The sequence below is a fragment of the Hydrogenimonas urashimensis genome, assembly GCF_016593255.1.
Classification (GTDB): Bacteria; Campylobacterota; Campylobacteria; order Campylobacterales; family Hydrogenimonadaceae; genus Hydrogenimonas; species Hydrogenimonas urashimensis.
Map to the genome: position 1 here is coordinate 308,006 of NZ_AP023212.1, position 23,239 is coordinate 331,244.

Genomic DNA, 23,239 nt, shown 5'->3' on the forward strand with positions numbered 1-23,239 from the left:
GGATGATGCAAAGACGACAAAAAGGATGTGAGGATGCAAGAGAGACGCTATACGCTTGAAGAGGCGGTCAGACTCTATGAAGAGGAACGGTTCGAAGAAGCGCTGACAGCGCTGAAGCAGCACAGGAAAAAGGCCGATGCGCAATATTTCATAGGAATGATCTACTACGAAGGGTTCGGTGTCGTGAAAGATATGCAAAAAGCGAAGCACTGGTTCAAAAAAGCCTCCCGTCAGGGAAGCCTCGATGCCGAATATATGCTGCTTTGCTGTGAAGGCAACACGTCCAGCTGCTGCAAGGCGTGATCACGGCCCTACGTAGATCTGCCGCGGCCGGACGATCTTCTGGTCTCTGTCTTTTTTGAATTCGATCCACTGGGAGATCCAACCGACCGTCCTCCCGATCACGAAGATCGGGGTGAACATGGTGCGCGGAATGCCCAGTGCCGTCAGAATCACCCCGCTGTAGAAATCGATATTCGGGTAGAGCTTCCGCTGGATGAAATAGTCGTCGCTTAAAGCGATCTCTTCGATACGCGAGGCAATTTGCATCAGGTTGCTGTCGAGATCGAGCTCCTCTTTGAGGCTGTCCTGGTACTTTTTGAGAATCTGTGCCCTCGGATCGAAGTTTTTGTAGACCCGGTGACCGAATCCCATCAGGCGGAAGGGATCGTTCGGGTCTTTCGCCTTGGCGATGAATTTGTCGACATTTTTGACATTGCCGATCATCTTGAGCTGTTCGATGACCGATTCGTTGGCACCGCCGTGGGCTCTGCCCCAGAGTGCGGAGATCCCGGCGGAAATGGCGACATACGGGTGGGCGCCTGTCGACGCGACACTGCGCACCGTCGTCGTGGAAGCGTTCTGCTCATGGTCGGCATGGAGGGTGAATATCGTGTCGAGGGCTTCGATTTCGATAGGCCGGATCGTATTCTCGCCCTTTTTCGTGATGTGCATCTTGCCGCCGGGATAGGCGCGCAGCATGTAGAGGAAATTTTCTGTGAAACTTCTCCCGATATCGGGATAGATGAAAGGGATTCCCCGTGAATGGCGGTAGGAGAAAGCCGCGATGGTTGGAATCTTGGCGATGATGCGCCGTGCCATCTCCTGATATTCCGCCTCTTTGTTGATCGTCAGATGCTCGTAATAAAAAGATGAGAGCGCCGCGACCGCCGAAGAGAGTGTCGACATCGGGTGGGCATCCTGGGGAAAGGCGTCGAAAAGGTTTTTGAGCCCCTCATGGATAAAGGAGCGGTGACGAAGTTCGAAGTCGAAATCGACCAGTGCGTCCCGCGTTGGCAGGGAGCCGGTCAGGAGCAGATAACAGGTTTCCAGGTAGTTGTGTTCCGTCGCGAGTTTTTCGATGGGAATGCCCCGGTAGAGCAGTTCGCCCTTCTCTCCGTCGATGAAGGTGATTTCCGAACGGCAGCTTGCCGTCGATGTGAAACCGGGGTCGAAGCTGAAGTGACCGCTGTCACGGTAGAAGGTACGCATATCCACGCCGTTGGGTCCCCGTGTCGATTCGATTACCGGGTAGGAGTACCTTTTGCCTGTCGTATCATCGATTATGGTAAATCTCTTCTCGGCCATCTGTTTTCCTTCTGTTTCTTGAGTATCTTCCATTGTATTGTTTTTTCTTTTCATTTTCCCTTTTCTGCCGCATCGTGGCCGGATTGTCGGAAAGGGTCGCAACGGCGGTTTTTCCTCTCAAACGCCGATTCATGCAAAATAGCCACCGGCCATCGATTTGAGTTTTTCATAGACTTTCTGGAAATCGGTGCTGTAGACACGGGTTTCGCCGATGGTGGTGATGAAATTGGTATCGCGCTGAAAACGGGGCACCAGGTGAAGATGGATATGTTCGGCGATGCCCGCGCCGGCCGCTGCACCCAGGTTCATTCCCAGGTTGACCCCTTCGGCACCGAACCCCTCTTTGAGCATGCGCACGCCCTGATGCGCCAACGCACTGATGCGCAGCCAAACGTCAGGATCGAGTGTTTCGAGTGCGTCGGTGTGCCGGTGGGGAATGATCATGAAATGGCCCGGTGTGTAGGGATATCGGTTCATAACGATAAAGCAGCGGTCGTCTCTGAAGAGTACATGGTGTTTTTCATCGCGTTCGGGATGTTCACTGATGTGGCAGAAGACGCATCCTTCGATCTTCTCTTCGTTGGTGATATAGGCGGTGCGCCAGGGTGCATACAGGTGATCCATTGCCACTCCTCGGTAAATAAAAAATTATACAACATCTTTTTTCAAAGAAGCTTTTAAATAAGAAAGATTAATAATAAAACTATCAGCTTCGAAGGAGGCAAAGATGATAGGAGGAAAGTACAAAAACATCGCGCTCGTCACGATCGTTCTGGGCGGATTCGTGCTCTTTATGATCGTCACGACGGCATGGGTCGTCTACGACGTTTCAAAAGGACGCTCCTGCGTGAAGACCTGCGAGAAAAAAGAGAAAAAGGCTAACGAAGAGACGAAGAACGCCTCGTCCCCTATCCCAGCCAGTAGATGATCTTCGGCCAGAACATGACGATGGCCAGCGCCGTCATCTGCAGGAGAATGAAGGGGACAACCCCCCGGTAAATCTGCCCGGTCGTCACTTTGTCTCCGGCGGCCCCTTTGAGATAGAAGAGCGCGAAGCCAAAGGGCGGGGTGAGGAAGGAAGCCTGCAGGTTCATGGCGATCAAAATGGCAAACCAGATGGGATCGATACCGAAAGTGGCGGCGATCGGGACCAGGATAGGCACGACGATAAAAGAGATTTCGATGAAATCGACGAAAAATCCCAGCACGAATATTACCGCCATTGTCACGAGTATGAAGGTCCATCTGCTGCCAAGCTCTTCGGTGAAGAACCGGTGGACGAAATCGCCCCCGTCGAAGGCGTTGAAGACCAGGCTGAAGGCGGTCGCGCCGATGAGGATCATGAAGATCATGGCGCTCAGTTTTACTGTCTCGATGGCGGCGTACCTGAGAATTTCGAAGTGGAAACTTCTTTTCAGAATCGTCAGGATCACGGCACCCACGACACCGACGGCCGCCGATTCGGTGGGGCTTGCGATGCCGGCGAAGATGGAGCCGAGCACCGCAACGATGAGAACGAGCGGTGGCAGAATCGCCATGCCCGCCCGCAGCAGAAGTCTTGCGTAAGGGATCGGCTCCCGCTCCATGGCCGGCGCGATATCGGGTTTGAGCCAGGAGAGGATGAGTATATAAAGAATATAAAGCGATGTCAGGATAACGCCGGGCATGACGGCCGCTTTGAAGAGGTCCCCGACACTGACATACATGACGTCACCCAGAACGATCAGAACCACAGAAGGCGGGATGAGCTGTCCCAGGGTGCCGCTGGCGACGATAGCCCCGCTGGCCAGCTTCGGGTCGTAGCGGTGTTTGAGCATGATGGGCAGGGTGATAAGCCCCATCATGACGACGCTGGCTCCCACGATGCCGGTGCTGGCGGCGAGAATGGCGCCCACGAGGACCGTGGAGATGGCGAGCCCTCCCCGAACGGGCCCGAAGAGTTTGCCCATCGATTCGAGCAGGTCTTCCGCCATTTTGGACTTTTCGAGAACAAGCCCCATGAAGATGAAAAGGGGCACCGCCATCAGGGTGAAGTTCTGCATGATACCGTAGATGCGAAAAGGAAGCAGTTCGAAAACCTGCAGACCCACATCCCACGGGAAGAGGAGTGCGAAAAGAATCGCCACCCCTCCAAAGGCGAAAGCGACGGGAATGCCCAGCAGCAAAAACACGAGGGCGGTCAGAAACATCAGCATGCCGATCATACCCCGCCTCCTTCGAGCTCACCCAGACGATAGAAGGCTTTGACGGTTTCGCTGAGAGCCTGAAGAATCAGCAGCAAAAAAGCGAGGATAACGAAAGATTTGATGACGTATCGGCAGCAGAGGCCCCCGGGGTCGGGGCTTCCTTCGTGTTGGATGAAACTCTGCAGAACGAAATCCCAGCTGTACCAGACCACCAGAAGCCCCAGAGGGATGACAAAAAGGAGCATCGTGAGGATGCGGACGATCTCTTTGAAACGCTGGGAGAAACGGGTGTAGAGGATGTCGACACGCACATGCTTGTCATGCTTGAGGGCATAGGCGAGCCCTAGAAGAAAGAGGATGTCAAAAAGATGCCACTCAAGCTCCTGCAGGGCGACCGATCCTTCGTGAAAGATATAGCGCATCGAGGCGTCGTAGACGATGAGCAGTGCCAGGAGGATGGAGGCGAAAGCCCCCGTCGCCCCCGCCCATTTGTTGATTTCGTCGATGGCGTAGGATATTCTTATCCACAGATTCTCACGTCGTCGCACTTTTCGCTCCTTTTTCAGATGAAACTCGGTGCATCGTTGGCAAAGAGTATCAGATCGCCGGGGTGCGTCAGCTGCGCAAGTGTCTCCTCCATTTTCGATTTGTCGTCGAGATAGTGGAGTTTGTCCTCGGGGATGTACATACGGAAGGTTTCTCGATTGATCTTGCCGGTGACGATGACAAGATCGAAAATCTCGGCAGCCCGTTTGGCGACCTTTTCGTTCTGCTCCCGGTCGCTTTCTACCAGCCCCGGCGTAATCAGGACTTTGCGTTTCGGGTAGCGGGCGACGAGATCGAAAGAGGCCAGCATCCCGTCGATATTGCCGTTGAAACTGTCGTCAAGAATTATCTTTCCGCCCGCATCGATGCGCTGAAGACGGTGTGGAATAGGTGTAAGCCTTTTTGCATAGTCCGCCCCCTTTTCATAGGGGATGCCCAGAGCATTGGCAACGTGCAGCGCCGCCGTGACGTTGATGGCGTTGAATGCGCCGAGAACGGGAATATGCAGATGCAGAGTCCCGCTTGGCAGGGCGAGGTCGAAATCGACGCCCTCGAGCGTGGCTTTGACATCTTTGATTTCGTCGCCGAAAAGCGTCACTTTCCCGTCCGGCTTCACTTTCGCGGATTTGTGGACCCAGGCATGGCGGAGCCGTCTGCTTGAGAGTATCTCCATTTTGGTGTTGCGGATTCGTTCGAGAGTTCTGAAATACTCGATATGCTGGGGACCGATGACACCGACCACCGCATAGTGGGGCTGGACAAATTCGGTGATTTCCGCAATATCCCCGGGACCTCTGGCTCCCATTTCGACGATATAGACTTCGGTATTTTCGGGAAGCTCTTCGTTGATGTCCTTCATGACACCGGCCAGCGTGTTGACGCTTCGCGGGGTAGCGTAGACTCTTTTTTCCTTTCCCACTATCTGGGCGATGAAGTTTTTGATGCTCGTCTTGCCGTAGCTTGCCGTGACGCCGACGACAATCAGGTCCTCCATGCTCTGGAGTTTCCTTTTCGCTTGGACCTTGAAGCCGTGGAACATCACCTTTTCGATGAATGCGGAACCGATGGCAGCGATCGCCATGGGAAGGATGACTCCGAAAACCTCACACGCCTGTTTGGCGAGGCACAGAAGGTCCTGAAAAAGTGTGAGGGCCAGAAGAAGGGCGAAAAAACGTTTGACACGGCCCGTTATGACAAGTTTTCTGTCCAGTTTCCTGTGCCAGAGCCATAGAGTCGGCAGGTAGGCAAAGTAGAAGTAGATCCAGAAGTAAAGACCGGTGAAGTAGTAGGCGAAGAGCGGAATCAGAAAATAGATGATATGCCAGTGGTATTTCGTATGGTGCAGCACGACACGTTCGATCCTGTAGCTGTACCACTGCAGATTGGTGATGAGATACCATCCCAGCGCCATGACCAGTAGGATATGGGAGATGAATTCGAACCAGATCATCTGACAACCTTGAATGTAGTGAACACAGAATCGAGTGGGATCTCTTTGCAATCGATTTCGGTGACGATCGACATCGGCGAGCCTTTCAAAAGAAGTTTTTCAAAACGTTCGAGCCTATCGGGGTTGCAGTCGACGACCGCCTCGACGTTTCCATCGGGAAGATTCTTCACGTAACCGGCAAAACCGGCTTCTCGTGCCATTTCGGCCACATGCCTTCGGTACCATACCCCCTGGACTTTCCCTTTGACGATGCATCTATACCGTTTCAAGAAACGCCTCCATTTTGGAAATGACAGGATGCCGGTTTTTCAAAAAGAAGTAGTGGTCGCCTTCAATGAGGGAAAATTCCGATTTCTGCATAAGTTTTGCGAGGGTCTCGCCGGTGACGGGGGGCGTGGCCGTATCCTGGGTGCCCCACAGCAGCAGTGCCGGTTTGTCGAAAGCGGCAAATTCGCTGCGGAAATCCTCGTCGACCACGTTTTTGAAGGTTTCGTACATATTCTGCGCCATTCCGGCGGCGTCGGAAGAGGCGAATATGTTTCGCAGTCTCGTTCCGCCGAATGGTTTGAGGAGTTTGAAAAGCGCGATTTTCGCCCGCACCTTGAAAGGTTTGGGCAAAACGATGCCGGCACTTGAGAGAAGAACGAGGCGCTCCGGCTTGATAAGTGTCGCCACCTTGCCGCCGAAGGAGTGGCCCACGGCGGCCTCTTTGTTTGCGCCCAGATTCTGCAGGAACAGGTCGACAATCGCCGCGTAATCCTCCGTTTGCAGCACCATATCGTTGCTGCTCTTGCCAAAACCCGGCAGGTCGATGTAGATGTGCCGCCACGCTCCGAAGGCCTGTGCGAACGGCTGTTTCATCACCTCTTTGCTGCTTCCCCATCCGTGCAAAAAGATCAGGTCGCGGTCGGCTTCGGGATTGACGATATCGTAGGCGATGCGGAACGTTTCGCCGCGGTAACGGATCGGTTTGACGGCCATGACTCTACTCTCTCCTCAAAATCTTTTCGAAAAAAAAGTCGGCGACGAAGCTGGTGCGGTTCTCTTTGAACCGCTTCTCGAAAGCTTTGCGTCGCTCCCGGTCCGCCCATCGCTTCGACCATTCGATGATGTCGGCACCCGGATGCTCCTTTTCGTAATCGACGAATGCTTCGAAATAGGCGGCGATAATACCCGCGCCGGAACTTTTTATGTAGCCGTAGGGCCAGAAACGCAGGTGCTTTCGCATCGCCTCTTCGATCGGCATCTTCTCCACCCAGTGCAGGTAGAGCACCGATGCGAGTGAACTTCTGTCTGCCCCCGCCTTGCAGTGCATCAGAACAGGAAAGGAGGCTTTTTCAAACGCTTTTTTCAGAGCCTTCAATGTCGTATCGTCAGGTATTCGTCTGGAAAAGATGCTCACGTCGATCAATGGCACCCCCTTTTCGTCGCATACCCTTTTTTCGAGGGCATAAACCGGCCGGTGCGGTTTTTCGCCACGAAGGTTGATGACACTTTTGAATCCATACTCCCGAATCAGCTTTTCAAGCTGCCAGGGTGTCGGCTGGGCGGAACGGTAGATTTTCCCTTCGGCGACGGGATGAAGATTCAACCAGACGATGTTGACAAGATTGTGCTGTGAAATCAACGCGTGATACCACGCCCGCGCTTTCTCCGCAAACGTATCGAGTCTGACCGGAGGTTTGCTCAAGTTCCTACCCCCTTCTCTTTCCGGTAGAGGTTCTGGAAGGTCACACATCCGCGTGCGAGCTCTTCTTTGGTGCCCCGGCATACGATCTTTCCGTGCTCGAAAACGAGAATCGTGTCGGCGTTTTCGATGGTACTGAGCCTGTGGGCGACGATGAAGACGATAAGCTCATTTCTCAAAGCGTAGATCGTCTCCATGATGGCCGCTTCGCTCTTGTTGTCCAGGGCGCTGGTCGCTTCGTCGAGAATCAGGATGTCGGGCTCCTTGTAGAGGGCCCGGGCGATGGCGATGCGTTGCCGCTGACCGCCGGAGAGGTTGGTGCCTCCCTCCTGAAGGATCGTCTCTATGCCTTCCGGAAGTGTTTCGACAAAAGACCAGAGATTCGCCTTTTTCAAAGCCTCGATCGCCTTTTTGCGATCGGGCCGCGTATCGCCGTAGGCGACGTTGGCCAAAATCGTGTCGTTGGCGATATAGATGCGCTGGGTGACGATGGCGATGCGGCTTCTCAGTGATTTGAGATCGATGTCGCGCGCGTCGATGCCGTTGATCTTCACGCTCCCTTCGGCAGGATCGTAGAAACGCAGAATCAGGTTGACCATCGAACTCTTTCCGCCGCCGCTGTCGCCCACCAGTCCGACAACCTCCCCTTTTCTCGCCGTCATGGAGATCTCTTTCAGGGCGACTGTATCGCCGTAGCGCAGCGTGACGTTTTCAAAAGCGATCGTCTCCACATGGTCGATACACTTTTCCCCGCTTCGGATCATCGGTTTGTATCGCAGAATCTGCTGAATCCGCTCATGGGCCGCCACGGCGTTCTGGAACTGTCCGTAAAGATTGGAGATACGACGGATCGGGTCGATCAGCAAAGAGAGTGCCGTCAAGAACGAGAAGAACTCCCCTGTCGTCATCGTCTTGTTGATAAGAACTTCGCGTCCCCCTATGACGATGAAAATGGTGATGGCGATGGCGGCCACCAGCTCCAGAATGGGGGTCAGGGCCAGCTGAACCTTTACCGTCTTCATGTTGGTTTCGAAAAAGTCACGATTGTAGTGTTCGAAACGGACCAGTTCGTAATTCTGGGCGTTGTAGGACTGGATCATTTCGTAATTGGCGAAATTCTCCGAGAGCTGTTTCATCAAATCAGCGTTTTTTTCCTGGGACCGGTGGGAGAGCTTTTTGAGCTTTTTGGAAAGATAGTCCACGGGCCATGCCACCATTGGGACGATGATGAGGGTATAGAGTGCGAGCTTGGGACTTTGGTAAATGACCACGCCAAGCAGGACAATCGCCGTGAGGCTTTCACGCAGGAAAGAGGCGAGCTGCGAGGAGATCGCTCCTTTGATCCGCTCGATGTCGTTGTTGATCCGGCTGATAAGCTCGCCGCTGTGAAAGGCGGCATGAAAATCCATATCAAGATGCATCATGTGCGAAAGCAGACGATCACGAAGCTGCCGCACGATATCGTGCCCCACGTAACTCATGGCATAGCCCTGCATATAGGTGCCAAGGCCTTTGGCGACGAAAGCGGCGATGATGAAGACGGGCACGACATAGAGCATCTGGATATCTTTTTCGATGAAGATGCGGTCCATCAATGGTTTGACCATGTAGGCGATGGCTCCCGTTGCAGCGGAGGTGAGGACCATGCCCGCAACCATGTAGGCGATCTTCTCTTTGTAGTTTCTGTAAAGAGGGAGATAGGCTGAGAAAAACTCTTTCAGACTCAATGCGCATGCCCCGTTTTCGGTCCTTTCGCACTCTGGACCCTGTCGATGTAGGCGTAGTCGGGCCTGATGTGCCTTTGTTGGGGAAGTGCGTGTCCAAGTTTTTCAATGACCTTGCCGAAATCGTCGAAGAGATAGTTCGCCATCGAACCGGGTATCGGGTTGATCTCGTTGAGCATAATATAGCCATCCTTCACGAAGAAATCGCAGCGTATCAGCGCCCCCTCGAAGAGATGGCCGTAGATGATTTTGAAGGATTCTATCAGCTTCTGGGCAAGCTCCAGATCGACATCCGCCTCCGAGACGCTTTCGGTGCGGGAGAAGTCGAGATATTTCTGCTCGAAATCGAGAAACTCCTTCTTCTTTGGCGATTCGATGCGGCTTATGATCCATTCGTCTTGGGTTTTGCATCCGGCGATATTGTACTCTTCGATGCCCGTGATGAAAGGCTCGATCAGCACTTCGTCATCGAACTCGAAGGCGACGTCGAGAGCGAAATCCAGATCCTCTTTCCGTTTGACGATCGAAACACCGATGGAACTGCCCAGCCGAAGCGGTTTGACGATGACGGGGTAGTCGAATTTCACGGCCCGCTCCTCCTCTATGCGCACGACCTGGTATTTGACCGTACTGATGCCTATCCCCTCCGCGTAAAGTTTGGTCAGCCACTTGTTGAAGCTGAGAACCGACGCCTCTTTGCGGGGTCCGATGTAGGGGATGTCGTAAAAATCAAGCAGCGCTGCCACGGTGCCGTCTTCCCCCTCGGCGCCGTGCACCAGGTTGAGCACCGTCCCCGTTTCATCCAGCTTTTTGGAACCGAAAAAACCTCTTTTTTCGAAGCCGCCTTTCGTGAGTGTCAGAATCTCATCTTTTTTGTACTCGCCCGAACTGAAATGGTTCGATTTCATCTTTTCGGACGGAACATGGAAAAAATTTCCCTCGGCATCGAGAAAAACGAATGTCAGACGGCCCTTTAGGACCTTTTTCAAAGCGATGGCGCTCACGATGCTTATTTCGTGCTCGTAACTGGCTCCGCCAAAGAGTATAGTCAGATTCATAGTCTCCCGTTCTCCATTATTTGCTTAATGTTTTCAAGGCCTCTTTTATGAGGCTTTCCGTGTCTTTGCCGCTGCACCGGGCAAGTGCCTTGGTGATCTGCTCTTTTTTGAAGCCCAGGCTTTCAAGAGCCATCGCCGCTTCGTTGTGTGCCCGGCTGGCCGGATTGCTCTCTTCAGCCATCTCCAGCGAGAACCCGCCCAGCTCCACGAGGATGCGGCCCGCGCTTTTGGGTCCGATGCCCGGTACGCGTTTGAGCATTCCGACATCCTTGCTCTCGACGATCTGGGCGAAAGAGGCGGGCGTGAAAGTGGAACAGATCGCCATTGCCACCTTGGGGCCGACCCCGTTGATTTTGATCAGCGTATCGAACATCCGCTTCTCGTTGATATCCATGAAACCGTAGAGCAGCTGGGCGTCTTCTCTGATAATATGGGCCGTATGGAGGCGCACCTCCTCGCTTTTGACGGCAGCGCTGCAGTGAAGTGAGACGAAAACCTCGTAGATGAGCCCGCCGGATGTGAGAATATGCAGATGGGTCGGGTCTTTTTTGACCACTTTTCCCGTTATGCCGACGATCATTGTTCTCCTGCCTCCCTTACTGCGATCTCGTAATGCTCCTCGTCAATCTTCTTCAGGTAGATCTCCTGGTTGGAAAGACCCGGTGTGGGCGTATACTCCAGCGTGATCTGGGGATAGAGGAGGCGGTATTGGACTGTGGTGTACTCTTTCCACTCGCCCCGGTTGACGACCGTGGCATGGATGATCATCTCCTGATAGGCAAGAAGTCTGCTGCGAATCTCTTCGAGCCGGTTTTCCACAGCCACGATCTCTTCTTTCGCTTTTGCGATCTCTTCGTGAAGTTTCTGAAACTGCTTTATTTTCGCGATGAAGGCGGGACGGGGCTTGATGCACCGTTTTTTATCCTGAAGGATTTTCTCCTTGAGTGTCTGGACTGCCGATTCGCTTTTGTTTTTCAGTTCTTCCCTCTCTCGAAGCTTTTCTCTCAGTTTCTCGAGTTTTTTCTCGAGCTCTTCTATCTCCTCTTCCAGCGAGAGGATCTCGTTGTGGTAGGCTTCGATTTCCGATGCATCGATGATCAGTCTGTTGTTCTCGCCGACCATCTTTCCGATCTCGATACCCGAGACGGCATAGATTTTCGCATTGGAGCCCAGCAGTTCCACCTCCACCTTCATCGCTTTGACTTCGCCTCCGATCATCTGGGACACTTTCGCCTCTTTGGCCTCGACGATCCCTCCCTCGATGCGGGTCACTTCCGCTATTTCCTTGGTTTTGAGATAGCCTCTGAGAACATTGACTTTGGCGTGGTCGGCAACGATTCGGCTGGTCTGGTGGGTCTGTCCTCCTATCACCACCTCTTCTGCCGTGATGGATGCGGATGCACCGACGTTTCCTTCGACTTTCACTTCGGTCGCTTCGACCTCGACGCCGGTCCCGATGGCCTCTTTCATCGAATCGGTTTCGTTGACGTGCAGCTTCACTTCCGTCTCGACGCCCGCATCGATGGAGCCGGTCTTTTTGAAACTCACCTCTTCGAGCTCCATCTCTTCACGGATGTCGTAGATGTTCTCCTTGAAAACGACATAGCCGCCACGTCTGGCGCGGTAGAGAATGGAGCTTTCGGTCTCTTCCGTTTCGATGTTCTCGCTGACGCGAAATTCCGGTTTGTGGCTCTCCTTCGGATTTTCTACGGGGATGAACTCCCCCGCGCAGTTTCTTCCCGGTGTGCCCGGTTTCGCTTTGACATATTCGATAATCACTTCGCCCTTTTCGACCGCCTGGATGAACCCCCGCTTCGAATAGTCGATACGGTCCCCCTGCTCTGCATTCTCATCTTTCAGTTTGTAATGGTAGATGAGCGCATCGTCGACGGAGGGCTGGGACGCGAAGCAGACCGCCGCATCGAACTTGAAATCTTCGGTAAGGATGTGCTGCCCCTGTACTTTTGCTTTGGCGACGAGTTCATCCAGCCTTTTTTCGATATCCAGGTCCCACAGGCCGATCAGAACCCTGGCGCGAACCATCTTCTTGTGAATAAGGTTTTTCAGCTTGGCACCGAGATCTTCCGTGTCTTTGATGATGGATCCGCTTTTGAGGGTGCAGACGATTCTGTTTTTCTCTTTGTTCGAAGCGATATGCAGTATCAGGTCACGCATCCACGGCTCATCCCTGTATTTGTGAATCTCGATCTCGTAATCCTGTTTGACGACAAAATTGGGATTGAGAAGAATTTCGGGCTTGTTGAACTTCTCCCAGTCATTGCCCTCCACTTCTATCCACTCGGTCTCTTTGCTGTCCATTTTGATATAGGTTTTGTAGTTGATGATGCGAATATCGAGAGTCTGGGAACTGATACCGTACTTCAGCGCAGTCTCCTGCAGCGTTTTGGGAACATCGTCGGTTGTTGTGACAACCGGCGTGAATTCGGCCGCCTTGCTGCCCTCTTTCTTCTCCTTTTTCTCTTTGTCGCTCTTGAATACCTTGTCAAAAAATCCCATACCGTTCCATTTCTGTTGTTTTTCGTCGTCATTCCAAATAAAAAGAGACTCTATTTTAATATAACTATCGTTAAAATAAGATCAACTTCTTCAAAGGTTGGAAACTTCATGCGTTTTCGGTCCATTTTCACGACGAGTGCAGGGATTCTGACATCCAGGATATTCGGCTTCGTCCGTGATCTGCTCATGGCGTCGATTCTCGGAGCCAACATCTTTTCCGACATCTTTTTCGTCGCTTTCAAACTTCCCAACCTTTTTCGCCGTATTTTCGCCGAAGGGGCGTTCGTGCAGAGTTTCCTGCCCACATTCATCGTATCGAAACACCGCAGCGTCTTCGCGATTGCGATACTGATACGCTTCTTTCTCTTTCTCGTTGCGTCTTCCGTTCTCGTGACACTCTTCGCGGAGCCGGTGACCCGTCTCATCGCCATCGGTTTCGGCGAGGAGAGTGTCCGGGCGGCGGCACCTCTGGTGGCGATTAACTTCTATTATCTCGATCTGATCTTTCTTGTCACCTTCCTCTCGGCGCTCCTGCAGTACAGGGAGCATTTCGCGACGACCGCCTTCGGCACGACCCTGCTGAATATCTCGATGATCACCGCTCTGCTACTTTTCCGTAACGAAGAGCCCTCCACCATCGTCTACGCGCTCAGCTACGCGGTACTGGCGGGGGGAGCGCTGCAGCTTCTTCTGCATCTTTGGATGATTCGCAAAAAAGGGCTCGATACGCTGCTTGTCGGCGGCCTGATCTATCTGCAGAGAAAGAAGGAGAGCATCCGAGAGGATATCGACCGATTCAGCCGCGCCTTTTTTCCTTCGGTACTCGGCAATTCGACGGCGCAGATCTCCTCTTTTATCGATACATGGCTCGCCTCGTTTCTGGTGAGCGGCTCCATCAGCTACCTCTTCTACGCCAATCGTCTCTTCCAGCTTCCGCTGGCACTTTTCGCCATCGCCGCCTCGACGGCCCTCTTCCCGACGATCAGCAAGCTGCTCAAAGAACAGAAAACCGGTGAAGCGAAAAGTCAGACCCGCAAGGTCTTCTGGCTACTGTTTGCCCTGTTGGGCGGTGCCTCCGCCGTGGCGGTTATTCTCTCGGAGGAGATTGTCCGACTTCTCTTCGAACGGGGCGCTTTTGGCATCAACGATACGGAAAATACGTCGATAGTACTCGTGATGTATATCGCAGGACTGCTCCCTTTCGGTCTCGCGAAGCTCTTTTCGCTCTGGCTCTATGCGATGCATCGCCAGGGCGAAGCCGCCTCGATCGCAGCGAAATCGCTGGGAGTCAACATTCTCTTTTCGATTCTGCTCATCGTTCCGATGGCGGCTCCGGGCCTCGCGCTGGCCAGCAGTATCAGCGGCTGGGTCCTTTTCTGGCTGACGGTCAAAGCGGTCGGGAAAGAGCTCTTTTTGGATATAATGCACGCAAAATACGCCTCCTACGCGCTGCTTTTTGTCATGTGTGCGGCAGTCGCGTCGTGGGGCCTAAAGGTAATGATCGATGGTTATTTTTGATTCCGTGAAAAAAGAGAAGGTACCTTTCGTGCCGATTCGTGACCGCGAGGTGCGGATGTATGTCTGCGGTCCCACCGTTTACGACGATGCCCATCTTGGACACGCTCGAAGCGCCATTGCGTTCGATCTGCTCCGAAGAACCCTCATGGCGCTGGGATACCATGTCACGTTCGCCAGAAACTTTACCGACATCGACGACAAAATCATCAAAAAATCACTCGAGACCGGTCAGCCGATCGAAGCGATCACAAAAAAATACACAGAGCGCTATCTGAATGATATGCATGCCCTGGGCGTTCTCGATGCCGATATCTCGCCCCGTGCGACGACCTCTTTGAATGCCATTGTCGAAATGGTCGAAAAAATCATCGAGAACGGCTGCGCCTACCAGAGCGAGGACGGCACGGTCTGGTTCGACACCTCGAAGGATGCCGAATACTGTTCCCTCTCCCACCGCTGCAGCGACGAGGAGGAGGCACAGGCCCGCATTGAACACGAAGAGGGAAAGCGCCATCCCCGCGACTTCGCCCTCTGGAAGGCCTGCAAGGAGAACGATGTCTGCTACGACTCTCCCTTTGGCCGCGGCAGGCCGGGATGGCACATCGAATGTTCGGCGATGATCGACAGCTATCTCGCCTACAAAGACGAAGAGTACGCTATCGACATTCACGGCGGCGGCGCAGACCTCTTCTTCCCGCACCACGAAAACGAAGCGGCGCAGACCCGATGCGCCACGCACCAGAAACTGGCCAAGTATTGGATGCACAACGGTTTCGTGAACATCAACGGCGAAAAGATGAGCAAGAGTCTGGGCAACAGCTTTTTCGTCAAGGATGCGCTGCGCTCCTATGACGGGGAGATACTCCGTTTCTATCTGCTCTCAACCCATTACCGCGCCAACTTCAACTTCAACGAAGAGGATCTTCTGGCATCCAAGAAGCGGCTGGACAAGCTCTACCGTCTGAAAAAACGGCTCTACGGAAGCAGGGTCGGAGAGGTCGACAGCGCTTTCAAAAAAGAGATGCTCGATGCGCTCAGCGACGATCTGAACATCTCCCGTGCCCTGGCATCCGTGGACGAAATGGTCGCCAAAGCCAACGAATCGCTCGATGCGAATCCCAAAGACAAAACCTTCAAACAGACAGTCGCTGCCAATATCGAATGGATCGACGGGGTGCTGGGCATCGGGGGCAAAGATGCCTACCGCTATTTCCAGCTGGGAATGAGCGAAGAGGAGATCGCCCGCATCAACGAACGGATCGAAGCGAGAAACGCCGCGAAAAAGGAGCGGGATTTCGAAACGGCCGATGCGATCCGCGCCGAACTGGCCCAGATGGGCATACAACTGATGGATACGCCGCAGGGCACGGTCTGGGAGAAGTCGGAGTAGCTCCGGCATGCGGGCTTTTTTTCGCCATGCCGCTGCGGCGACTCTGACCCTGTCTCTTCTTCAGGCTTCCCAGGAAACGGCATTGTCTGCCGGAAGCTGGGTCGAAAAGGGGCTGCCGACGAAAAAAACCTACGAACTGATTATGGCGATTCGCTCGGACAGTACGATCGTGTGCGACAAAAGCCGCTACGGTCTCGGCCGCATCGACCGTTTGATGCAACGTTCACCTCTCGATCCGCAGGCGCGGGAGGAACTCGATGCCCTGTTCGAGGAAATCGACCGGCTGTACCGGCACGATCGAGGCAACGGGTGTCTCGACCCCTACACCATCTATCCCGATGCGATCGCCATTGAAAAAAAGGAGGAGAACGAAACCGACTCCTCCCCCAACATCCTTGTCAGCAGGCTGGAAGAAGCACTGGCCTTTTACGAGACAATCGAGAGAAATGGCGGCTGGAGCGTCATCGGGGACGATTTCCATCTTCTAAAAGAAGGCGATACCCACCCTCTCGTTCCCGCCATTAAAGCACGGCTGCGGGTTACCGGCGATTACAACGCAACACTCGATTCGAATACCACTTACGACACGGTGCTTTCCGATGCCGTCAGAGTTTTCCAAAAGAGGCACGGGCTCAAACCCGACGGCATTCTGGGTCCCCGTACGCTGCAGGCGATGAACGTTCCGGTAAGCGAAAAAATCGAAAAGATAAAAATCAATATCGAACGGGCACGATGGCTGACGACAGGAAGCAGAGATTTCGTCGCGGCCAACATCCCCGACTATACTCTGAGACTTTTCAGAAATGCCAGGCCGGCATTGACGATGAAATGCATCGTCGGCAGAAAGGAGCGTCCCACGCCGATGCTTTCGGACAGGCTGACCTATGCGGTGCTGAATCCTTTCTGGCGGGCACCGGCGACGATCGTGGAGGAGGATATCCTCCCTAAACTCAGAGCGGGAGAGTTCGATTATCTCGAACGTGTCGGGATCGTCGTGACGAAAGCGGCCGACGGCAACGTGACGATCGATCCGCGAAGCGTCGACTGGCGACGATACACTGCCGAGAGTATGGCCTACATTTTCCTGCAGAAACCGGGTCCCCGCAACTATCTGGGTTTTGTCAAATTCATGTTTCCCAACGATTTCGATGTCTATATCCACGATACCCCCGAAGATGATCTTTTCGAAGAGAAAGAGCGCGCGAGAAGTTCCGGATGCATCCGTGCCGAAAAACCCCTCGAACTTTTTCATGCCCTGTTCGATCCCGACGGCAACGGAGAGTGGAGTTACAAGCATATCGTCAAAACCTTGCTGAAAAAAGAGGAGAGACTGGTGGGACTTCAGCATCCGCTGCCGGTCTATATCCTCTACATGACCGTCTATGTGGACGAGCAGAACCGAACCCGCTTTCTCAAAGATATTTACGGATATGACAGGCAGATGCTTGACTATCTAAACGGACATCAATGAAATTGGCCGAACCGTTGGTTTTTGGTACAATTTTTGCCAAAGAGTCCGATATTTACTGCGACACAGATGCTTGGGAGAGTTCCAAAGCCATTCAGTCTCCGACTGAGGCATGCAAAAACGCAGGAAGTGAGACGATGCAGAGCAATCGAAGAGATTTTATAAAAAAAGGGATCAGCGCGTTGGCACTGTGTGCCTTTCCCCATATCGTTCTGGCAGAGAGCCGGGCCAGGAAAATCGAAAAAAGGCTCTCTTTTTACAATATCCATACCGGCGAATTGACCACGGCGCTCTACTGGGCTGAGGGAAACTATATCGCCGAAGAGATCGATCGTCTAAACCATATTCTTCGCGATTACCGAACCGGCGATATTCACCCGATCGATGCGAAACTTTTCGATCTGTTATACGATTTGAAAGCGCATTTTCAAAGCTGCACAAAACCCTTTCACGTCATTTCCGGATACCGCTCTCCCAAAACCAACGCTATGCTCAGAAGAGACTCCAAAGGCGTGGCGAAACACAGCCTGCACATGGAGGGACGCGCCATCGACATCAATCTCCCGGGCATCGATCTGGCCCATCTGAGGCGGGCTGCCCGCCTGATGGGACGCGGCGGCGTCGGATACTATCCCAAATCCGGATTCGTACACGTCGACACAGGCCGTGTCCGCCAATGGTCGGGAAGCTGACGGTCTCTTAGGTATTGCACGCGAGAATGGAGCAGAATCCTTCCCCCGCTCCGTCGCTTCCTCCAAAACGTGACCAGTCGATGGCAGGCATCCGTTTGATTCTCTTCTCATAATCTTCTTTTGTAATCGGTTCGATAGGCATCTGTTCGTAAACCTCTTTCACCCCCCTTGGAAGCATTGACGCCGATTTGATGACCGGTGCGAACATCGCCAGCATATGTTCGATCTGTCCGCCCTCTTTCTCTCTGTCGAAATTGATGGTGCAGGAGACCATATTGTCCGACCACTCCCTTTGCAGCATCGCCAGCAGAGCGAACTGTTCCCAGGCGGAAACCTGGTCCACCGAGCGTGGATTGTCATAGCGTATCGGAAATTCGAAAACCGTGGTGTTTTCACTGTAGGCGTCGGGCATGTGAGGGACCCCCGCTTCGATCAGAAACTGCGTGATTTTTTGATTGTTTCCTACCCGAAGGCGTCGTATCGCGTAGCGGCTGACAGGAAAATGCATGCCCGGGCTCACACCTGCAAGCAGGCTGATGGTGCCGGAAGGCTTGATGGCCGTCACTTTCAGCGAAACAGGAATGCCCGCTTCCTTCGCCAGACTTTCGTTGACGGCGCGCACCTGTTTGTAGGTATCCCGCAGGATCCTGGTCATTCTGGCGACCCCGATCCTTTCGATCCAGTCGGTGATGCCCGAAATGCTCACCCCGGTACGCCGGTTGCGGGCGACCACGGCATTGGTCTCTTTCCGGTGGGTAGGCAGTAGCGAGACGGTGATTGCGTAGAACGTGGCGAATTCGACCGCCTCTTTGAACGCCTCGTCGCTCGGACAGCGTGTCGGAAAGATTTCGGCGAGGTTGCAGAGTTCGTAACTTTCGAGCGCGATCTCGCCGCAGGGGTTCGTGAGCCAGGCCCTGTCGGGAATCTCTTCTTTGAACCGTCCGTATTTCTGGACATTGACGAGATTGAGTATGCCCGGCTCGCCGTTGTGGCGTATCAGTTCGGCGATTTGGGGCAATTTCACGAAATCCTCATGATGCTCCAACACGACCGAGTTGTTGGACATCCATCCGATCTCCTCCCTGTCGGGAAAGCGTTCGTAATCTTTCAGATGCAAAAACGTCTCGTCGTGGGGCGATCCCAGTGCGATCTCCGCCGATCGCCGTACATTTCCTGCGACCACGCAGACGCCGATCGCATTGAAAACGTCGGCAATGCAGCGTGTCCTGTTGATTTCACCGCGGCAGAAACGGTCCATGATGTTTTCCAGACGGGCGTGGAGTTCCCTGAGCGGACCCGGTCCCGATGCCGTGCCTCCAAAACCGTGGATCGGCGAACCCGCAGGCCTTATTTTGGAGTAGTCGTAGCGATAGAACGGCCCATTTTTGCAGTAGCTCTCAAGCAGAAGACGGACCGACTTGATCCATCCTTCCTTGCTGTCCTCGATGACATATAGCCTGGGTGCACTCTTGTCGGGCATTCTGGCTTCTGTACTCCATGCGGTATTGAACCCCACACCGACGCCGCTCATGAGCATATCCATCGCCCACTCGGCGGAATCCACCAGATCCGATGTGTCGACCGCACCGCAGTTGTAAAGAGGGGCACTTCCACGTTCGTAGACATAGTCGGTTCCCATGATCCAGAGTCCGCGCCCCGGAGGAAGCCAATGCATCGCAAAACAGCTTCTTGCCATACGCTGCGCAAACGTCTGCCATCGGCTTTCGTCCCATGTAAGACCCTCCTGCTTGTAATGGTTTTTCCTGATGGAGAGTATCCCCTCTACGACGCGGATGACCGTATCGGCCCAGTGCTCCTGGGTGCCGTCACGCTTTTTTCGACTGTAGGTCCGGTAATAGATCGCTTCACCGAAACCGTTGAAACCGAATCGGGGTTTTTGGCGCCGCAACCCGTTTTTGAAAGAGGCTTCGAGCTCGAAACGTTCCGTGACAATCATGACGATTCCTTGTGGTTTCTTTGGAATATTGTACCGAATCTGGGAGCATATTAAGTAATATCAACCCCCTTTTCCTGCGGTTGACACAGCGATTAAAGGGGAATTTGACACTTTTTTTGTATAATCAATCCCAATTTACAGAAAATTGGACGACAACCGAATGGATTATGAAAAAATCAAACCGCTCTTTTTCCGTCTCGATCCGGAAACGGCGCACCATCTCGTGACCGCGTTTCTGCAGATCGGTGAATGGGTCCCGCAGATCTTCAACCCCTGGATAGAACGCCATTTCATCGACGATCCGAGGCTGAAACAGGAGATTTTTGGACGCACTTTCCCCAACCCCGTGGGGCTCGCGGCCGGTTTTGACAAGGATGCGGATCTGATACGGTCGATGACCGCTCTGGGTTTCGGTTTTACCGAAGTGGGCACGGTCACACCCAGGCCGCAGCCGGGCAATCCGCGTCCGAGACTTTGGCGTCACGTCTCGGAAGAGGCGCTTCAGAATGCGATGGGTTTTAATAACAAAGGCAGCTACCATATGCAGATGAAGCTCAAAAAACGCTACCCTTACGTGACGCCTGTGGGGGTGAATATCGGGAAGAACAAAGTGACCCCCGAAAGGGAGGCACTGAAGGATTACGAGCACGGCATCAAAGCTTTCAGAAACCTCTGCGACTACCTGGTGATCAATATCTCTTCTCCCAACACTCCGGGACTGCGTGATCTGCAAAACGAGGCTTTCATCCATGCGCTTTTTGACATGGGCAAGAACCTTACCGACAAACCGATTCTTCTGAAAATCGCCCCCGACATGCCCAAAGAGGCGGCAGTCGCACTCTGCGCAAGGGCGGTCGAAGCGGGTGCGGACGGGATCATAGCGACCAATACCAGCATCGACTATTCTCTCGTAAAGGAGCCCAAAGAGGCGGGCGGCATCAGCGGACGCGTCATACGGGATAAGAGTTTCGAGATATTCGACGCAATCGCCGACGAGCTTTTCGGAAAAACGGTGCTTGTCAGTGTGGGGGGAATCGACAGCGGTTACGAGGCCTACCGCCGGATCAAAGCCGGCGCCACGCTGGTGCAGCTGCTCACGGGGCTTATCTTCAAAGGCCCTGAACTGGTCGGCAATATCAACCGGACCCTGCTTCGGCTTCTTGAAAACGACGGTTTCGCGAACATCTCAGAAGCGATAGGAGCCGACCGAAAATGAGACCTTTTCTCAAGCTGTTCACTCTTTACTGTTCACTCTTCACCATCTTCACAGGAGTTCTGATGGCAAACAATCTGCCCAAATACTATACAAAGACCTTGAAAAACGGTCTTGAAGTGGTTGTCATCCCGCTCAAAAACGAGAGTGGGGTCATAACGACCGATATCTTCTACAGAGTCGGAAGCCGCAACGAAGTGATGGGCAAAAGCGGCATCGCCCATATGCTCGAACATATGAACTTCAAATCGACCGGGAACATGGCAGCCGGTGAATTCGACAAAATCGTCAAGCGCATGGGCGGCATCGACAACGCCTCGACCGGGTTCGACTACACCCACTACTTCATCAAGAGCGCCTCCCGCCATCTTGAGAGGTCGCTGGAGCTCTTCGCCGACATGATGGCGAATCTGAGCCTCAAAGACGAAGAGTTCCAGCCCGAACGCAAAGTGGTCGCCGAAGAGCGCCGATGGCGAACCGACAACAATCCGGTGGGCTATCTCTATTTCCGCCTTTTCAACAACGCCTTCATCTATCACCCCTACCACTGGACACCCATCGGTTTCATGAATGACATTCTCAACTGGTCGATCGATGATATCCGTACTTTTCACAAGACCTATTACCAGCCGCAGAACGCCATTATCGTCGTGGCGGGCGATATAGAACCGCAAAAAGTGTTTGAGGCGGCGAAAAAACATTTCGGCAAAATCGAAAACTGCTGTGACATTCCGAAACTGCACCAGGTCGAACCGGCGCCTGACGGGCCCAAGCGGGTCGTCATACACAAAGAGAGCGAAGTGGATATCGTGGCGATCTCCTTTCCCATCCCCAACTTCCGGCATCCCGACCAGCCGGCGCTCTCAGCCCTGAGCGAACTGCTGAGCCACGGAAAGAGCAGCCGGCTTATCGAGGATCTGGTCGACAAAAAGAAGATGGTCAACCAGATCTATGCCTATAACATGGAACTGAAAGATCCGGGAATCTTCCTCTTCCTGGCGGTTTGCAACCCCGGCGTCAAAGCCGAAGATGTGGAAAAGGAGTTCTGGGCGCAGATCGAGCGGATCAAAAAGGAGGGCGTCAGCGAAGAGGAGCTTGAGAAGGTGAAGGTCAACACCCGGGCCGATTTTATCTTCAGTATGGAGAACTCCAGCAATGTCGCCGATTTTTTCGGAGGTTATCTTGCCCGCGGCGATATCGGGCCGCTCCTGCATTACGAGGAGAATATCGAAAAACTGAAACCGGACATGGTCCGGGAAGTCGCGAACCGCTATCTCGACAAAAAGAGATCCGTGACAGTGATTTTACGAAAAGGTGAGACGAAATGAGTGAAACGATTATCGGGGCCATGACGGCGCTTGTAACCCCTTTCAAAAACGGTGAGGTCGATCACGCACAGTATGCGAAACTGATCGAAAGACAGATCGCCAACGGCATCGACGCAGTGGTTCCTGTGGGAACGACGGGCGAGAGTGCGACCCTCAGCCACGACGAGCACAAGGAGTGCATCGAAACGGCGGTCAGCGTCTGCCGAGGCACAAAAGTGAAGGTGGTCGCAGGTGCGGGAAGCAACTCGACGCGGGAAGCGGTCGATTTGGCCAGATTCGCGGAAAAGGCGGGAGCCGACGCCATTCTCTCCGTCTGTCCCTACTACAACAAACCGACCCAGGAGGGGATTTTCCAGCACTACAGAACAATCGCCGAATCGATCGAGATTCCCGTCATGCTCTACAATGTGCCGGGACGCACCGCCCTGGACATCGCGCCCGATACCGTTTTCCGCCTCTTTGACGAAGTGGCGAACGTCTATGCCATCAAAGAGGCGACGGGATCGATGGAACGCACCCTCCATCTGAAGGCCAAACGCCCGCTGCTTGCCGTTATCAGCGGTGATGACGCGATCAATTACCCGATCATGGCGACCGGCGGAAACGGATGCATCTCCGTCACCTCCAATCTGCTGCCCAATCTCATCGCCGATCTGATCCACTCGGCGCAGGAAGAGGATTATGCTTCGTCCAAGGTGATAAGCGATCGGCTTTACGACATCAACAAAGTTCTCTTCATCGAGAGCAATCCCATTCCGATCAAAGCGGCAATGTATATCGTGGGCCTTATCGATACCCTCGAATATCGCCTGCCACTGACACCACCGACAGCGGAGCATATGCGCCAGATAGAAACGGTGGTGAAGCAGTACGAGATACCGGCATGAGACCGTAAATCGGAAACGGGTGTCTCTGCGG

At 53.6% G+C, this 23,239-nt stretch carries 22 protein-coding genes; 9 read left to right on the forward strand and 13 right to left on the reverse strand.

Features of this window, described 5'->3' with window-relative positions; all coding sequences use genetic code 11:
• Positions 1–33: 33 nt before the first annotated feature.
• On the forward strand, positions 34–303 hold the full coding sequence (locus JMG82_RS01565; RefSeq protein WP_201353192.1) for an SEL1-like repeat protein: 270 nt from the start codon (positions 34–36) through the stop codon (positions 301–303).
• Here the strand turns inward: JMG82_RS01565 and JMG82_RS01570 are convergent, their stop codons facing one another.
• Together JMG82_RS01570 and JMG82_RS01575 are read right to left on the reverse strand one after the other, a co-directional pair.
• Positions 304–1,587 carry a citrate synthase gene (locus tag JMG82_RS01570; RefSeq protein WP_201353193.1) on the reverse strand — a complete coding sequence of 428 codons (1,284 nt, stop codon included), beginning with the start codon at positions 1,585–1,587 and terminating at the stop codon, positions 304–306.
• Between the two features lie 129 nt (positions 1,588–1,716).
• Complete coding sequence (locus JMG82_RS01575; RefSeq protein ID WP_201353194.1) at positions 1,717–2,211, reverse strand: HIT family protein; 495 nt, start codon at positions 2,209–2,211, stop codon at positions 1,717–1,719.
• A 103-nt stretch (positions 2,212–2,314) separates the two neighbouring features.
• Between JMG82_RS01575 and JMG82_RS01580 the strand changes: the two genes are divergently transcribed.
• Positions 2,315–2,515, forward strand: coding sequence for a hypothetical protein (locus JMG82_RS01580; RefSeq protein WP_201353195.1), 201 nt, complete (start codon positions 2,315–2,317; stop codon positions 2,513–2,515).
• Here the strand turns inward: JMG82_RS01580 and JMG82_RS01585 are convergent.
• Genes JMG82_RS01585 through JMG82_RS01630 form a run of 10 tightly spaced genes read right to left on the reverse strand, consistent with a single transcriptional unit; the run spans position 2,496 to position 12,755 of the window.
• Positions 2,496–3,791 carry a TRAP transporter large permease gene (locus JMG82_RS01585; protein WP_201353196.1) on the reverse strand — a complete coding sequence of 432 codons (1,296 nt, stop codon included), beginning with the start codon at positions 3,789–3,791 and terminating at the stop codon, positions 2,496–2,498. The genes JMG82_RS01580 and JMG82_RS01585 overlap by 20 nt on opposite strands.
• Complete coding sequence (locus tag JMG82_RS01590; RefSeq protein ID WP_236579158.1) at positions 3,788–4,321, reverse strand: TRAP transporter small permease subunit; 534 nt, start codon at positions 4,319–4,321, stop codon at positions 3,788–3,790. The genes JMG82_RS01585 and JMG82_RS01590 overlap by 4 nt, the downstream gene beginning before the upstream one ends.
• 14 nt (positions 4,322–4,335) lie before the next feature.
• Positions 4,336–5,769, reverse strand: coding sequence for a Mur ligase family protein (locus JMG82_RS01595; RefSeq protein ID WP_201353197.1), 1,434 nt, complete (start codon positions 5,767–5,769; stop codon positions 4,336–4,338).
• Complete coding sequence (locus JMG82_RS01600; protein ID WP_201353198.1) at positions 5,766–6,038, reverse strand: acylphosphatase; 273 nt, start codon at positions 6,036–6,038, stop codon at positions 5,766–5,768. Before JMG82_RS01600 ends, JMG82_RS01595 begins: the two co-directional genes overlap by 4 nt.
• Entirely contained in the window at positions 6,025–6,750 is a 726-nt protein-coding gene (locus JMG82_RS01605; protein WP_201353199.1) for an alpha/beta fold hydrolase, read from the reverse strand. The genes JMG82_RS01600 and JMG82_RS01605 overlap by 14 nt, the downstream gene beginning before the upstream one ends.
• A 4-nt stretch (positions 6,751–6,754) precedes the next feature.
• Positions 6,755–7,459 carry a fused DSP-PTPase phosphatase/NAD kinase-like protein gene (locus JMG82_RS01610; protein ID WP_201353200.1) on the reverse strand — a complete coding sequence of 235 codons (705 nt, stop codon included), beginning with the start codon at positions 7,457–7,459 and terminating at the stop codon, positions 6,755–6,757.
• Positions 7,456–9,183: an ABC transporter ATP-binding protein gene (locus JMG82_RS01615; protein ID WP_236579159.1), complete on the reverse strand. Its 1,728-nt coding sequence runs from the start codon at positions 9,181–9,183 to the stop codon at positions 7,456–7,458. The genes JMG82_RS01610 and JMG82_RS01615 overlap by 4 nt, the downstream gene beginning before the upstream one ends.
• Positions 9,180–10,238, reverse strand: a complete 1,059-nt coding sequence (locus tag JMG82_RS01620) for a D-alanine--D-alanine ligase (protein ID WP_201353201.1) — start codon at positions 10,236–10,238, stop codon at positions 9,180–9,182. The genes JMG82_RS01615 and JMG82_RS01620 overlap by 4 nt, the downstream gene beginning before the upstream one ends.
• Before the next feature lie 16 nt (positions 10,239–10,254).
• Positions 10,255–10,818, reverse strand: a complete 564-nt coding sequence (gene ruvA / locus JMG82_RS01625) for a Holliday junction branch migration protein RuvA (RefSeq protein ID WP_201353202.1) — start codon at positions 10,816–10,818, stop codon at positions 10,255–10,257.
• Complete coding sequence (locus tag JMG82_RS01630; protein WP_201353203.1) at positions 10,815–12,755, reverse strand: flagellar assembly protein A; 1,941 nt, start codon at positions 12,753–12,755, stop codon at positions 10,815–10,817. The genes ruvA and JMG82_RS01630 overlap by 4 nt, the downstream gene beginning before the upstream one ends.
• A 108-nt stretch (positions 12,756–12,863) precedes the next feature.
• On the opposite strand from JMG82_RS01630, the gene murJ reads away from it, so the two are divergent.
• From murJ to mepK, 4 genes are all read left to right on the forward strand, one after another.
• A complete protein-coding gene (murJ, locus tag JMG82_RS01635; RefSeq protein WP_201353204.1) occupies positions 12,864–14,273 on the forward strand; it encodes a murein biosynthesis integral membrane protein MurJ in 1,410 nt (469 codons plus the stop codon).
• Positions 14,260–15,663 (forward strand): cysteine--tRNA ligase, encoded by a 1,404-nt coding sequence (gene cysS, locus JMG82_RS01640; protein ID WP_201353205.1) that lies wholly within the window; start codon positions 14,260–14,262, stop codon positions 15,661–15,663. The genes murJ and cysS overlap by 14 nt, the downstream gene beginning before the upstream one ends.
• 7 nt (positions 15,664–15,670) lie before the next feature.
• Positions 15,671–17,134, forward strand: coding sequence for a L,D-transpeptidase family protein (locus tag JMG82_RS01645; RefSeq protein ID WP_201353206.1), 1,464 nt, complete (start codon positions 15,671–15,673; stop codon positions 17,132–17,134).
• A gap of 134 nt (positions 17,135–17,268) precedes the next feature.
• Complete coding sequence (mepK, locus tag JMG82_RS01650; RefSeq protein ID WP_201353207.1) at positions 17,269–17,823, forward strand: peptidoglycan L,D-endopeptidase MepK; 555 nt, start codon at positions 17,269–17,271, stop codon at positions 17,821–17,823.
• 7 nt (positions 17,824–17,830) lie between these two features.
• On the opposite strand, the gene JMG82_RS01655 is transcribed toward mepK, so the two are convergent.
• Entirely contained in the window at positions 17,831–19,780 is a 1,950-nt protein-coding gene (locus tag JMG82_RS01655) for a glycyl radical enzyme family protein (protein ID WP_201353208.1), read from the reverse strand.
• 160 nt (positions 19,781–19,940) lie between these two features.
• Here JMG82_RS01655 and JMG82_RS01660 point away from each other — a divergent pair, with 160 nt between their 5' ends.
• From JMG82_RS01660 to dapA, 3 genes are all read left to right on the forward strand, one after another.
• Positions 19,941–20,996 (forward strand): quinone-dependent dihydroorotate dehydrogenase, encoded by a 1,056-nt coding sequence (locus JMG82_RS01660; RefSeq protein ID WP_201353209.1) that lies wholly within the window; start codon positions 19,941–19,943, stop codon positions 20,994–20,996.
• Positions 20,997–21,058: 62 nt separating this feature from the next.
• On the forward strand, positions 21,059–22,321 hold the full coding sequence (locus JMG82_RS01665; RefSeq protein ID WP_201353210.1) for a M16 family metallopeptidase: 1,263 nt from the start codon (positions 21,059–21,061) through the stop codon (positions 22,319–22,321).
• The gene (dapA, locus tag JMG82_RS01670) at positions 22,318–23,208 is read left to right on the forward strand and encodes a 4-hydroxy-tetrahydrodipicolinate synthase (RefSeq protein ID WP_201353211.1); all 891 of its coding nucleotides are present in this window, start codon (positions 22,318–22,320) and stop codon (positions 23,206–23,208) included. The genes JMG82_RS01665 and dapA overlap by 4 nt, the downstream gene beginning before the upstream one ends.
• Positions 23,209–23,239: the final 31 nt, after the last annotated feature.

What these genes read in the sequence shown, in the direction of transcription:
- JMG82_RS01595 (WP_201353197.1), bottom strand. Translation starts at nt 5,769, where the DNA reads ATGATCTGGTTCGAATTCATCTCCCATATCCTACTGGTCATGGCGCTG.
- JMG82_RS01665 (WP_201353210.1), top strand. Translation starts at nt 21,059, where the DNA reads ATGGCAAACAATCTGCCCAAATACTATACAAAGACCTTGAAAAACGGT.
- JMG82_RS01570 (WP_201353193.1), bottom strand. Translation starts at nt 1,587, where the DNA reads ATGGCCGAGAAGAGATTTACCATAATCGATGATACGACAGGCAAAAGG.
- JMG82_RS01620 (WP_201353201.1), bottom strand. Translation starts at nt 10,238, where the DNA reads ATGAATCTGACTATACTCTTTGGCGGAGCCAGTTACGAGCACGAAATA.
- JMG82_RS01565 (WP_201353192.1), top strand. Translation starts at nt 34, where the DNA reads ATGCAAGAGAGACGCTATACGCTTGAAGAGGCGGTCAGACTCTATGAA.
- mepK (WP_201353207.1), top strand. Translation starts at nt 17,269, where the DNA reads ATGCAGAGCAATCGAAGAGATTTTATAAAAAAAGGGATCAGCGCGTTG.
- murJ (WP_201353204.1), top strand. Translation starts at nt 12,864, where the DNA reads ATGCGTTTTCGGTCCATTTTCACGACGAGTGCAGGGATTCTGACATCC.
- JMG82_RS01575 (WP_201353194.1), bottom strand. Translation starts at nt 2,211, where the DNA reads ATGGATCACCTGTATGCACCCTGGCGCACCGCCTATATCACCAACGAA.
- JMG82_RS01660 (WP_201353209.1), top strand. Translation starts at nt 19,941, where the DNA reads ATGGATTATGAAAAAATCAAACCGCTCTTTTTCCGTCTCGATCCGGAA.
- JMG82_RS01605 (WP_201353199.1), bottom strand. Translation starts at nt 6,750, where the DNA reads ATGGCCGTCAAACCGATCCGTTACCGCGGCGAAACGTTCCGCATCGCC.
- ruvA (WP_201353202.1), bottom strand. Translation starts at nt 10,818, where the DNA reads ATGATCGTCGGCATAACGGGAAAAGTGGTCAAAAAAGACCCGACCCAT.
- JMG82_RS01645 (WP_201353206.1), top strand. Translation starts at nt 15,671, where the DNA reads ATGCGGGCTTTTTTTCGCCATGCCGCTGCGGCGACTCTGACCCTGTCT.
- cysS (WP_201353205.1), top strand. Translation starts at nt 14,260, where the DNA reads ATGGTTATTTTTGATTCCGTGAAAAAAGAGAAGGTACCTTTCGTGCCG.
- JMG82_RS01630 (WP_201353203.1), bottom strand. Translation starts at nt 12,755, where the DNA reads ATGGGATTTTTTGACAAGGTATTCAAGAGCGACAAAGAGAAAAAGGAG.
- JMG82_RS01585 (WP_201353196.1), bottom strand. Translation starts at nt 3,791, where the DNA reads ATGATCGGCATGCTGATGTTTCTGACCGCCCTCGTGTTTTTGCTGCTG.
- JMG82_RS01580 (WP_201353195.1), top strand. Translation starts at nt 2,315, where the DNA reads ATGATAGGAGGAAAGTACAAAAACATCGCGCTCGTCACGATCGTTCTG.
- JMG82_RS01655 (WP_201353208.1), bottom strand. Translation starts at nt 19,780, where the DNA reads ATGATTGTCACGGAACGTTTCGAGCTCGAAGCCTCTTTCAAAAACGGG.
- dapA (WP_201353211.1), top strand. Translation starts at nt 22,318, where the DNA reads ATGAGTGAAACGATTATCGGGGCCATGACGGCGCTTGTAACCCCTTTC.